Source organism: Curtobacterium sp. UNCCL17 (assembly GCF_000686685.1).
Classification (GTDB): Bacteria; Actinomycetota; Actinomycetes; order Actinomycetales; family Microbacteriaceae; genus Curtobacterium; species Curtobacterium flaccumfaciens.
Genome location: NZ_KK366000.1, coordinates 734,476 through 745,895 on the forward strand (window position 1 = coordinate 734,476; position 11,420 = coordinate 745,895).

At 66.5% G+C, this 11,420-nt stretch carries 15 protein-coding genes; 3 read left to right on the forward strand and 12 right to left on the reverse strand.

Annotated features, from left to right (window positions below):
- Positions 1-583: 583 nt before the first annotated feature.
- The 7 genes from BR70_RS0108395 to BR70_RS23240 form a co-directional block, all read right to left on the reverse strand.
- Entirely contained in the window at positions 584-1,012 is a 429-nt protein-coding gene (locus BR70_RS0108395) for a hypothetical protein (protein WP_155896824.1), read from the reverse strand.
- Positions 1,012-1,575 (reverse strand): Rv1352/Rv1906c domain-containing protein, encoded by a 564-nt coding sequence (locus BR70_RS23220; RefSeq protein ID WP_155896825.1) that lies wholly within the window; start codon positions 1,573-1,575, stop codon positions 1,012-1,014. Before BR70_RS23220 ends, BR70_RS0108395 begins: the two co-directional genes overlap by 1 nt.
- Before the next feature lie 130 nt (positions 1,576-1,705).
- Positions 1,706-1,870, reverse strand: coding sequence for a hypothetical protein (locus tag BR70_RS23225; RefSeq protein WP_155896826.1), 165 nt, complete (start codon positions 1,868-1,870; stop codon positions 1,706-1,708).
- Positions 1,871-2,044: 174 nt separating this feature from the next.
- Positions 2,045-2,368 (reverse strand): hypothetical protein, encoded by a 324-nt coding sequence (locus BR70_RS23230; protein WP_155896827.1) that lies wholly within the window; start codon positions 2,366-2,368, stop codon positions 2,045-2,047.
- Positions 2,369-2,431: 63 nt separating this feature from the next.
- Positions 2,432-2,944, reverse strand: coding sequence for a hypothetical protein (locus BR70_RS23235; protein ID WP_155896828.1), 513 nt, complete (start codon positions 2,942-2,944; stop codon positions 2,432-2,434).
- Between the two features lie 328 nt (positions 2,945-3,272).
- Positions 3,273-3,851 carry a hypothetical protein gene (locus tag BR70_RS0108425; protein ID WP_027465709.1) on the reverse strand — a complete coding sequence of 193 codons (579 nt, stop codon included), beginning with the start codon at positions 3,849-3,851 and terminating at the stop codon, positions 3,273-3,275.
- A 16-nt stretch (positions 3,852-3,867) separates the two neighbouring features.
- The gene (locus BR70_RS23240; protein WP_155896829.1) at positions 3,868-4,005 is read right to left on the reverse strand and encodes a hypothetical protein; all 138 of its coding nucleotides are present in this window, start codon (positions 4,003-4,005) and stop codon (positions 3,868-3,870) included.
- A gap of 39 nt (positions 4,006-4,044) precedes the next feature.
- Between BR70_RS23240 and BR70_RS0108430 the strand changes: the two genes are divergently transcribed.
- The gene (locus BR70_RS0108430; RefSeq protein WP_027465710.1) at positions 4,045-4,428 is read left to right on the forward strand and encodes a hypothetical protein; all 384 of its coding nucleotides are present in this window, start codon (positions 4,045-4,047) and stop codon (positions 4,426-4,428) included.
- 53 nt (positions 4,429-4,481) lie between these two features.
- On the opposite strand, the gene BR70_RS0108435 is transcribed toward BR70_RS0108430, so the two are convergent.
- Positions 4,482-4,883, reverse strand: a complete 402-nt coding sequence (locus tag BR70_RS0108435) for a hypothetical protein (RefSeq protein ID WP_155896830.1) — start codon at positions 4,881-4,883, stop codon at positions 4,482-4,484.
- A 359-nt stretch (positions 4,884-5,242) separates the two neighbouring features.
- Between BR70_RS0108435 and BR70_RS0108440 the strand changes: the two genes are divergently transcribed.
- Complete coding sequence (locus tag BR70_RS0108440; protein WP_081827299.1) at positions 5,243-6,010, forward strand: tyrosine-type recombinase/integrase; 768 nt, start codon at positions 5,243-5,245, stop codon at positions 6,008-6,010.
- Here BR70_RS0108440 and BR70_RS0108445 read toward each other — a convergent pair.
- Together BR70_RS0108445 and exaC are read right to left on the reverse strand one after the other, a co-directional pair.
- On the reverse strand, positions 5,991-6,383 hold the full coding sequence (locus BR70_RS0108445) for a DUF779 domain-containing protein (RefSeq protein ID WP_027465713.1): 393 nt from the start codon (positions 6,381-6,383) through the stop codon (positions 5,991-5,993). The two genes, BR70_RS0108440 and BR70_RS0108445, sit on opposite strands and share 20 nt — an antisense overlap.
- Positions 6,383-7,924, reverse strand: coding sequence for an acetaldehyde dehydrogenase ExaC (gene exaC / locus BR70_RS0108450; RefSeq protein WP_027465714.1), 1,542 nt, complete (start codon positions 7,922-7,924; stop codon positions 6,383-6,385). The genes BR70_RS0108445 and exaC overlap by 1 nt, the downstream gene beginning before the upstream one ends.
- 151 nt (positions 7,925-8,075) lie before the next feature.
- Between exaC and BR70_RS0108455 the strand changes: the two genes are divergently transcribed.
- The gene (locus BR70_RS0108455; protein ID WP_173033968.1) at positions 8,076-8,615 is read left to right on the forward strand and encodes an HdeD family acid-resistance protein; all 540 of its coding nucleotides are present in this window, start codon (positions 8,076-8,078) and stop codon (positions 8,613-8,615) included.
- Between the two features lie 23 nt (positions 8,616-8,638).
- On the opposite strand, the gene BR70_RS0108460 is transcribed toward BR70_RS0108455, so the two are convergent.
- Both BR70_RS0108460 and pyk read right to left on the reverse strand, forming a co-directional pair.
- A complete protein-coding gene (locus BR70_RS0108460) occupies positions 8,639-9,733 on the reverse strand; it encodes a VIT1/CCC1 transporter family protein (protein WP_027465716.1) in 1,095 nt (364 codons plus the stop codon).
- Between the two features lie 130 nt (positions 9,734-9,863).
- Positions 9,864-11,309, reverse strand: a complete 1,446-nt coding sequence (gene pyk / locus BR70_RS0108465) for a pyruvate kinase (RefSeq protein WP_017887208.1) — start codon at positions 11,307-11,309, stop codon at positions 9,864-9,866.
- Positions 11,310-11,420: the final 111 nt, after the last annotated feature.

Genomic DNA, 11,420 nt, shown 5'->3' on the forward strand with positions numbered 1-11,420 from the left:
GGGTTGAACTCCTTCGTTGTGTCGGTGGTCGCTCGGATCATCGCAGCATGCTCGAGCACAAGTGGCCTCCCCCGGAGCATCCGACGTCACCCTCCACCAGCCCGTGATGTTGGACGCCGACGCCACGGGCGACCTCCGAACGCTGGATCCGGCAGCGCCCGTCTGGGCTGACATCGAATTCGTGGACGTCGGGCTGCTGCACCTCAAGTGCTTCGCCGCAGCTGACTCGGAGTCCGCGGTGCTCGTTCAGACCGCGTGGCAGGGGCGATTACAGCTGGTGCTCGTTCCTCGCGAGAAGGTTACTCGCCGCATCCTCGTGCCACGGGCGCACTAATGGCCCGTAGACGCCGCGATAGGCGGTTGTTGGGGCCGGCATACTCCCTCCCCGAAATCGCGCGCCGTGGCCTGGACTACTACGTCACACCGCCCGACCCGGTACTGGCCTGGGTGGAGTTCCCTGACCGCATCCTCGAGGTTGAATCCCGCGTCATCGCGTACACGGAGCGAGCCGTCCTCGTCGAGTGGGGCTTCGGTCGAGCTTCCGACTCCGCGTGGATTTGGCGCGACGCGGTGACAGGTCCCGCTACTTGGCCGGTGCTTCGTCCGGGAGTTTCCATACCTGGCCCAACCCAACGATCATGAGCAGGAGGCCGAAGAGGGCGATCGTGCCGCTCAAGAAGTGGACCCACCAGCCCCATAGCCCGGCTAGAGCAAAGCCAGCGACGATCGCGCCCGCAGTGAGGACGCCCACGAAAATGAGCGCCGCAAGCGTCCCGCCATCGAGCTTCCTGCGCATTCGGAAGATCTGATCGTCCGCATACGTCTCTGCTTCCGAGTCGACCAACCGCTCCATGTGACCCTTGGCGATTTCTGGCAAATGCTCGAGCAGGTCGCTGTGCCGCTTCATTCGCTTGAGTCGCGCGGGTTCGCGATTCGCGAGCGCGAATTTACCAACGATCGCTAGTGCAGGCGGAGCTATCGCTGTCAACGCAGCAATCAGGGGATCCGCCATCAGCCGACCTTCGTCCAGGCACCGCAACCGTTCGTCTCGAAGACCTCGCCCGCCTTCAAGGTGACAGTGACTGGCCCGCTCACGATGTTGTTGTCCACGATGTCAGCGTCCGAGCCGGTACCGGTCTTCCACACGTAGTAGCAATCTGAAGAGTCCGTCAGCGAGTAGACGCCAGGAGCGGTGTCAGTCCCCACAATATGCACGCCGTCGACCAGCTCAGACGCCTCGACCTTCTGCTGACGAGCATCGAGAGTCTTCTGCTGCTCGTCGACTGCATCGATTTTATCCCGCAGCTCGTCCTGCTTGTCCTGCCACTGCTCTCGTTCAGCGTCCGCAGCGTCCGCAGCGTCCTCAGCATCGCGGGTTGTCTGCTCACCGTCCTGGTAGTTCGAGATCTTCCGGTCAGCGTCCTGCAGACGGTCTTTGAGCGCGGGGATTTCAGCGGATGCCTGGCTCGCTGAGGACGCCCATCCGATGCCAAGCGAGATGGCAACGATGGCGCCTACCGCTGCGATGACTAGGGCTAGCCCGCGGGGCGATCGTAAGATCTTGGTCGGGTTCATAGTGAGGATCACTCTAAGCGCCTGGAGGTTTCCGCCGCGTCCCCCCAAAGCGGGGAAACCCCTCCCTCGAGGCGGGAGTCGGGGCGGTCGTTCAATACGTCGTGCCGGGTTGATTTCTCCAGATAGAGGGTTAGATCGGACTGTTGCCCGGAGGCGTCTCGATCGGCAGCGGCGGACGCTTGCCATCAGTCGAGTAGCGCCATTCCCCGGTCGCCTGGTGCCTATGGATCGTCTTGTAGTGCGCGTTCATGCCTTGCGTCACCGCGGCGCGGATAAGCACGAATGAGATGGTCACGCTGACGGCGATGATCAGGATGATGAAGACGAGGCTGCCGAGAGCGCTCGCGCCGGAGTTTTCGTAGATGGTGGTTCCCCCTCGGAGTCGATCTGACGCTACTGAGTCTCGGGGGATTCGCGCGGCCCCAGAACTAGGGATCACCCCGCCCCTCGAAGTGAGGGGCGGGGTGATCTATTTGGCCACGGAGTCAGTTGGCCATGACACCATCCCTGCGAACTGACGAGCGGCTTCACGTCGTAGGACGGTCAGCATCGTGTTCGGATCAACGTGTTGCATCGGCTTCACGTCCAGCACCTGAGTCAGCTGCGGTGCCGGAGCAGCAGGAGACGCCTGCACGACACGGCTCGGATCCATGTACTGGACCTTGCCGCCCTGGTTCATCGCCTCGAGCAGCGGACGGTTCACCGCAGTCGCAGCAGCGTTCATCACGAACTCACGACCATGCACCAAGCCAGCAACCTGACCCGTGCCGTAATCGCCCGTGTAACCACCCACCGAGTAACCAGACACACCCAAAGCGCGACCACTCACCCGCTGCACCCCCACACCTGTCGAGCGTCACAAACGAACGCGTACCCTGTCCACGACTTCCACCTTTGCCACGTCAGACGGCGGCAGGACGGTCAATTCACTGGAGTCAGGAAGCTTCCTAAGATTGGCCCCCATAACGAGCCAGATGACATAGAACAACGCGGTCCCGACGCCCACAATCACCCAGGGCACGATCCCGTTGAAGAGATCCATCGGGTCCGCGCCGACCGCAATGAGTTGACCAACGAGCACTGCCACCATCAGGAGCCAAATGGTGCAAAGTATAAGTGCAATCGCCTGCACTGCAAGAGTCACGCCGCTTCGTGCGTCTCTGTACTTGCTTAGCCGGAGCAACTTAAGCCGCATTTGCTCCTCGAGCTTCTTCTTTTCAGCACACTCTGGCAACGCCTGCGCAACAGTCGCATCGTGTTCGAGCTGTCGCTTCCAACGCGCTACAGGCGAAAGATGAGCCGCAGCCCACGTCACCCCAACCACCGAGACTCCCACTAGTAGGTCGACGGTTCCTTGTCCCCAATCCATGGCTGAATCCTATGGCCATGGAACAAGCCCGACTCCTATGGGCTGCACACCTCTACTGTGTGGCTGACTGTTCTGCTTGGTGCTAGGGGATGCGCGTTGCTGCGATGTCAGCCTGTCGCTCCTGCTCAGCCTCACGGCTGGCGATCAGCTGCCGCTCTGTCAGATCGGGCTGTGGCACCTCGTCGGCAGTGACCTCAGCGAGTCCGCTGTGTACCATGCGGGCGAGCTGGGCCGTGGAGATGCCCTTGCGTGTGCTGAGCACGTCGCCGATGCGCTTGCCTCCAACCGCCTTGATGACGCGTACCTCGAGGTGCTCGACGTTCCGACGTCAATCGTGGGTGTCCAGAGAGTCGGCCGTGGTTCGGCTCGTGCCGATCGCTGGGGGCAGTGCTCCGAGGATGTAGGCGTTGACTCCGTTGATTGGGCTGACTGTTCGACCATCGATCGAGATCTGCCCGTTGCTTGTGATGACCGCTTCGAGGTTGTCGACCGCGAGTCCTTCGTCCGGTACACCGAGCGCTCGGAGCTTCCTAACCCAGCTCCTCACCGCTTCGTCACGGACGCGGGTCTGCTCCTTGAACGCCGCGACAGCATCGCTGATGACAGTCAAGGCGTCGCGCATGGCGTCGACCGAGATCGAATCGTCAGCGAGGAAGTCGTTGAACGCTTTCGTCAGCTTCTCGTTGCTGGCGAGTACTCCTCGTTTCTGCTTCTCGGCTCGCTCAGCAGCTTCGGCGCGCATCTCCGCGAAGCGCCGCTCCCCTTCGAGTTCTGTCACTGCGGCGGGGCTGAGCTGCCCGTCGAGGGCGAGCGCTTCGTACTCTTCCTTGCGTGCGGTGAGCTCCTGCAGTCGTGCGGTGAGCTCGGCTGCTCTGCGGGTTGCTTCGGTGTTCAGATGGATGCTCATGCTGGCTCCTTCGTGGTCAGTTGGTGCCGAATGCTCGGCGGGCGAAGTCATCGAGATCTGTGGTCGGGTCAGGCTTCTCGCCGTCCTGTCGTTGTTTCTCATCTCGTTTCAGGTCGTCGAGTACTCGGGTAACGAGGTCGTCGTGATCAGTCATGGGTTACCTCCGTGGGGTTAGCGGCCGATAGTGGGTGCCGTGGATGAGCAGGCGTGCGCGACGTTCGCGCAGATCTTTCCGGTGCTGTTGGTTGCGGCCGTCATTGAGATTGGACGGATTCACCAGAAGCTGAGACGCCTGCGGTGGTTCATGCCAGTAGTGGTCGCGATGCCGATGGGCTGGAGCGCTTGGGGGCTTGGCATCACGCTCGTTGGCGTGATCGAGGGTGGCTTGCCGGAATGGCTGGCACGTGCGGTTCTGGCGATGGCGTTCGTGGCGCTACTTGGCCTGATCCTGCAGTTGGTGATGATCGCAGCGACACAAGAAGCAGCCGACGAAAGGGCGGAAGAGGCTGAGCTCCGCCGCGGCAAGCTCGGGCTGCGTCAGCGCCTCCGTGTCCTCTGGCGGGGTGAGATCGACTAGCCGGTCGGTGAGGTCGTCTCTGAGAGAGTCGACCACCACGTGCTCGCCGCCGCTCACATGTCGAAGTCGGTGTCATCGGTCACTCGGTACGCGGGCTCGAGGTAGAGCATCGCGAGGTGCAGCAGCGCTCCGTAGAGGACATCGGGCCAGGCGTCCGAGCCGAGAGTGTCCGTTGAGAGCGAGTGATGGCGGAGGACGGCTTCGACCATCAAGTCAGGGGTGGCGGTGAGGGTAGCCAGTTCGCTGGCTAGGGCGTAGCTCGCGACGCTGATGGAGCCGGACCCGACGACACTGCCCGGGATCCCTTCGCTGTCCACGTAGAGCTGGGTGAGCATTTTGTTGCCGGCTGTCCCGAGTTCGTCGAGGTAGGTCTTCAGCCAGTTGCGGCTTTGGTCGGTCAGCGGGTTTCGACGCGTCGCGGCGGGCAGGGGTCGTGGTTCGTCGGTGTACGTCATGAGCACCGGCCCCGCGGGTCTGCCTCGATTGCGATGAGCGCTTTGAGAACGTCGCTCTCGCGTTCGCGCCAGACGAGCCCTTCCCAGATCGACGGCTGGGCTAGGAAGGCAACCCCCTTCCGGTGCTTGGACTGGCTGTTCTGCAAGTCGGCTCCGGTCAGGATGTTCCTGACGGCTTGTTCACCGGTCGGGTCGCCGTAGGCGGGGGGCGCGAAGCTTTCGTCGATCGCGCGGTCTCACCCCGCCAGGTTTGGACAGAAGGCACAGTCAGGGCGGCGGACCGTGCAATCGCATCGTGCACGTTCCGAGACGTTCCGTTTGGGAAGCTGAAGCGCTCGCATGCGGAGTCATGGATCAAGATGCTCGAACAGGAGCTTGCAGCCTCAACTGTTCGCACCCGAGTGAAGTACGTCCGCGGTGCGCTGCGCGGCGCGGTTCTCGACGGCCACCTCGGCAAAGACCCCACTCTCGGGCTTCGGCTCCCCGCAGTCCGCAAGCTCGAGCGCACGACGCGGATCCCAACACCGGCAGAGGTAGGAGCAATTCGCGAGCTCGCGGAGCCTTTCTTGCTGCCACTTCTCGACCTGATGGCCTTCGCCGGCACGCGCATCGGTGAAGCTTCCGCGGTTCAGGTGGGCGACGTCGATTTCATGCGGAGGACTGTCCACGTTGCACGACAGATTCAGAACCGCACCGGCCGGCGCGAGATCTGCTCGCCCAAGCATGGGAGTGAACGAAGCATCCCGGCCCCCGATGCGCTCATGAACCGGCTCAGCGCGCACGTGAGCGAGCACGGCGTCTACGAGGGTGGTTGGTTCCTGCCCGGCGATCCGCCCTCCCCTGCGGCCCTTCGAGCGTGGTTCAACAAGGCATGTGCGGCAGCAGGAGTGGACAGCCTCACCCCGCACGACTATCGGCACTTCTACGCCTCCGGCCTCATCCGCGCCGGACTCGATGCGGTGTCTGTTGCACGAGCGATGGGGCATGCGTCTCCGACGATCACTCTCAGCACGTACGCCCATCTGTTCCCTGACGCGGCCGACCGAACCAGGTCCGCGGCTGCGGACCTGATCGGGTCGACCGAGCATTCTGCGGACGATCCGCGGACTATCGCCGCTGAGGCGTGAGGCCTAGGGCTTCCAGTTCGCGCTCCGAGAGCATGCGTGAGCGCGTCAGGAAGCGCTTCCCATCAGGACGTTCGACCGAGAACCCGCCGCCGCGACCGTCGACGACGTCGATCGTCAGGTGCGTGTACTTCCAGTACTCGAACTGCGACACCGACATGTAGACCTCGACCGGGTCCAGCCCGTCGACACGCAACGCGCCGAGCAGGACGTCCCCCGGGCCGGTCCGGAACATGCCGACGGGGTAGCACATCGGGCTCGAGCCGTCGCAGCAGCCGCCGGACTGGTGGAACATCAGCGGGCCGTGCCGGGCGGTGAGGGTGCCGAGGAGCTCCCCCGCCGCCGGCGTCACCGCGACGCGTGCGGTGTCGGGCATCAGAAGAAGCCCATCGGTCCGTCGGCGTAGGAGACGAGCAGGTTCTTCGTCTGCTGGTAGTGGTCGAGCATCATCTTGTGGTTCTCGCGCCCGATGCCGGACTGCTTGTAGCCGCCGAAGGCCGCACCCGCCGGGTACTGGTGGTAGGTGTTCGACCACACCCGCCCGGCCTGGATGTCACGTCCGGCGCGGTACAGGGTCGTGACGTCACGGCTCCACACCCCGGCGCCGAGCCCGTACAGGGTGTCGTTGGCCGTGGCGATCGCGTCGTCGTAGCCGCTGAAGGACGTCAGGGCGAGCACAGGCCCGAAGATCTCCTCCTGGAAGATCCGCATCGAGTTGTCGCCCTCGAACACGGTCGGGGTGACGTAGTAGCCGCCCGAGAGTTCGCCACCCAGGTCCGCGCGTTCACCACCGGTCAGGAGCGTCGCACCCTCCTGCTTGCCGATGTCGATGTAGCTCAGGATCTTCTCGAGCTGGTCGTTCGACGCCTGGGCACCGATCATCGTCGACAGGTCGAGCGGGTGTCCCTGCTTGACGGCACGGACCCGTTCCAGGCCGTCGGCGACGAACCCGTCGTAGATCTCCTTCGCCACGAGTGCCCGGGACGGACACGTGCAGACCTCGCCCTGGTTCAGGTTGAAGAACGTGAAGCCCTCGAGTGCCTTGTCGTAGAACGAGTCCTTCTCGGCCGCCACGTCGGGGAAGAACACGTTCGGGCTCTTGCCGCCGAGCTCGAGCGTCACCGGGATGAGGCTCTGCGAGGCGTACTGCATGATCAGCCGGCCGGTGGTGGTCTCCCCCGTGAAGGCGATCTTCCGGATGTCCGGGTGCTGCGCGAGCGGTGCGCCGACCTCGATGCCGAAGCCGTTGACGACGTTGAGCACCCCGGCGGGCAGCAGGTCGCGGATGAGCTCGACGAGCACGTGGATGGACGCCGGGGTCTGCTCGGCGGGCTTCAGCACGACGCAGTTGCCGGCGGCGAGGGCCGGTGCGAGCTTCCACACCGCCATCAGAATCGGGAAGTTCCACGGGATGATCTGCCCGACGACGCCGAGCGGTTCGTGGAAGTGGTAGGCCACGGTGTCGTGGTCGATCTCGCCGGCGGAGCCCTCCTGCGCACGGATCGCCCCGGCGAAGTACCGGAAGTGGTCGATGGCGAGCGGGATGTCCGCACCGAGGGTCTCGCGGATCGGCTTGCCGTTCTCCCACGTCTCGGCGACGGCGAGCATCTCGAGGTGCTCCTCCATGCGGTCCGCGATCTTGTTGAGGATGACGGCGCGCTCGGCCGCGCTCGTCCGGCCCCAGGCCGGGAACGCCTTCCATCCGGCGGCGACGGCGCGGTCGACGTCCGTGGAGTCGCCGCGGGCGACCTCGGTGAACACCTTGCCGGTGACGGGCGTCGGGTTCTCGAAGTACTGCCCACTGGCGGACGGCACGTACTCGCCGCCGATGAAGTGGTCGTACCGGGATCGGTACTCGACCAGGGAGCCGGGCTCGCCGGGTGCGGCGTAGCTGGTGGGCGAGGGTGCGATGGTCATGGTGGTGCCCTTTCGACGACGCTGTCGGGGCGCACGGGTCGCGCGCCTGCTCCGCACGGTACGACCGCGGGGGTTGCAGGTCGTTGCACGGTCCGGGGCTCCGACGGGTAGCGTGCTGGACACCAGCGCTGGCGATCAGGGAGGAGCGCTCGTGGATTCTCGTGCCGTCAGGACGTTCCGGGTGTTCGTCGTCGTCACCGCCGTCGTCGCCATCGCACTGGGCATCGTGGCCATCGTCTGGCCCCGCCCGTCGCTCGTGCTCGTGGCGCTGCTGTTCGGCGTGTACCTCGTCGTGGCCGGGGCACTACGCGTCTTCGCCGCGGTGCGGGGCCACGGCACCCGCCCGGTGTGGCGATGGACGTCCGGCATCGTCGGCGGCCTGGTCGCGGTCGCGGGGCTCGTGACGCTGCTCGACCCGGCGATCCCGCTCGTCGTCTACGCCGTGCTCGCCGGGGTCGGGTTCCTGATCGAGGGGGTCGCCGCGATCGTCGGCGGCTTCGTCGGCCACCCGGGATCGTCACGCGTCCCGACCGTCGTCAGCGGCGTGCTGTCGATCATCGGGGGCATCGTGGTGCTCGTCGCGCCCGGACTCGCGTTGACCGTCTTCATGGTCTTCGCCGGCATCGCGCTCATCGTCGTCGGAGCCGCGGCCCTGCTGCTCCTGCCGCCGCGGGCCGCCGTCCGCCGGTAGCCGCGGCGCGCCGCCGTCCGCCGCTAGGCCGACCCGGTGCCGAAGAGCAGCCCGAGGGCGTAGGTGACGATCGCCGCACCGAACCCGATGGCGAGCTGCCGGAAGGCGCGCTTGCCGGGAGACGCTCCGCTCAGCACGCCGACGACGGCACCGGTGCCGAGCAGGGCGATGCCCACCAGCCCGCCGGCCACCGCGATCGCCGGCCACCCCTGCATGCCGAACAGGAACGGCAGCACCGGGATGATCGCGCCCGACGCGAAGAAGCAGAAGCTCGACACCGCGGCGCTCAGGCCGGTGCCGACCGCCTCGTGGTCGTCCGTGACCGCGGTGGAACCGGTCGCCGGACGCCGCTCACCGATGCCGGACAGCACCTGTGCGGCGTGCTCGGTCGCCTCGGCCTCGGACATCCCGCGCGCCCGGTAGACCAGGGCGAGCTCGTTCGCGTCGACGTCGAGGTCCGACACCGCCCTGCCGGCCTCGGGATGCGGCGCCGACGCCTCGAGCAGTTCGCGCTGCGACCGGACGGAGACGTACTCCCCCGCCCCCATCGACAACGCGCCGGCCAGCAGGCCGGCGATGCCGCTCAGCAGCACGAAGTGCCGGTCCGCACCGGACGCGCTGATGCCGATGATGAGCGCCAGGTTGGACACCAGGCCGTCGTTCGCGCCGAACACCGCCGCCCGGAATGTGCCGGACAGCCGCATCCGGCCGCGGTTCGCGAGCCCGCGCACGACCTCGCCGTGGATCCGCTCGTCGGCGGCCATCCGCGCGGTCGCGTCCGAGTCGTCGGCGTACGGCGAGCGGTCCTCGGCGCGCTGCATGAGCGCGAGGACGAAGACCGACCCGAACCGCTTGGCCAGCACCGCGAGCACCCGGGTGCGCAGGCTCCCCCGCCGCGGCCGTCCGACGTCGTCGCCGAGCAGGTCGAGCCAGTGGTCGGCGTGGCGTCCCTCGGCTTCGGCCAGCGCGGCGAGGATCTCGCGCTCCTCGCCGGAACGGCGGGCGGCGAGGTTGCGGTAGACAGCCGCCTCGGCACGTTCGTCGGCCAGGTAGCGACGCCAGCGGCGGACGTCGGCGCGCGGCGCCGGGGTGTCGGATCGGAGGCTCACAGCGACCATCCTGCCGCCTGCGGCCGACGTCCGGTCACCACCAGGGCCGTGGAGACGCGGCAGGGCGCGGACCGGAAGCGGTCGGCGCTGCTCGCACCGGGCCTCCAGTCCGCGCCCTGGTGGGGACGGATCCTCGGGATCAGTCCCGGACGTACGCCGGCGCGGCCTCGGCGTGGGCGTCGCCGACCCGGTGCACGCGCAGGTCGTTCGTCGAGCCCTCGATGCCGGGAGGGGACCCGGCCGTCACGATGACGCGGTCGCCGGGGGCGGCCAGGCCGTTCTCGAGGAGGACGTCGTCCACCTGCGAGAAGAGCTCGTCGGTGTGGGTCTTCCGCTCCACCAGGAACGAACGGACACCCCACGTGAGGGCCATCCGGCGGCGCGTGGCCTCGTTCGGGGTGAAGGCGATGATCGGCAGACCGTGGCGCAGGCGCGACATGCGGCGGGCCGAGTCGCCGGACTCGGTGAAGACGCAGAGGTACGACGCCTCGGTGAACTCGGCGATCTCGACGGCGGCGAGGGTGATCGCTCCGCCGAGGGTGCGCGGCTTGGTGCCGAGCGGGGCGATGCGCTCGAGCCCGTGGTCCTCGGTGGACTCGACGATGCGCGCCATGGTGCGGACGGTCTGCACCGGGTACTCACCGACGCTCGTCTCACCGGACAGCATGACCGCGTCAGCACCGTCGAGGACGGCGTTGGCGACGTCGGACGTCTCGGCGCGGGTGGGGATCGGCGACGAGATCATCGACTCGAGCATCTGCGTCGCCACGATGACCGGCTTCGCCATGCGGCGGGACAGCTCGACGGCGCGCTTCTGCACGATCGGGACGGCCTCGAGCGGGAGCTCGACGCCGAGGTCACCGCGGGCGACCATGATGCTGTCGAAGGCGTCGATGATCTCCTCGAGGGCGTCGACGGCCTGGGGCTTCTCGACCTTGGCGATGACCGGCAGGCGCTTGCCCTCTTCGTCCATGATCTCGTGGGCACGCACGACGTCGCTCGCGTTGCGCACGAACGACAGCGCGATGAGGTCGGCACCCTGGCGGATGGCCCAGCGCAGGTCGGCCTCGTCCTTCTCGCTCAGCGCGGGGACGTTGACGGCGACACCGGGCAGGTTGATGCCCTTGTTGTTCGACACCGTGCCCGGGACGACGACCTCGGTGCGGACCCGCACGCCGTCGGTGTCGAGGACACGGAGGCGGACACGGCCGTCGTCGATGAGCAGCGGGTCACCGGGCTTGACGTCCTGCGGCAGGCCCTTGAACGTCGTGCCGCAGATCTCCTTCGAGCCGGGGACGTCCTCGGTCGTGATGGTGAAGATGTCACCGACCGCCAGGTCGTGCGGGCCGTCGGCGAAACGAGCCAGACGGATCTTCGGACCCTGCAGGTCGACGAGGATCGCGACGGGCTTGCCGAGTTCCTCGGCGGCACGACGGACGTTGACGTAGTTGGCCTCGTGGACGCTGTAGTCACCGTGGCTGAGGTTGAGGCGGGCGACGTCGACGCCCGCTTCGATGATCTCCTTGACGGTCTCGTAGTCCGACGTTGCCGGTCCGAGCGTCGAAACGATCTTTGCGCGTCTCAATGGATTCCTTCGTGGTGGTGGATGGAGCTTGGGTTTCCGCGCTGTGGGGCCGCGCGGAACGAAGCGAGGCCACCAGCACCCTACCGAGTGCTGGTGGCCTCATGCTCACGG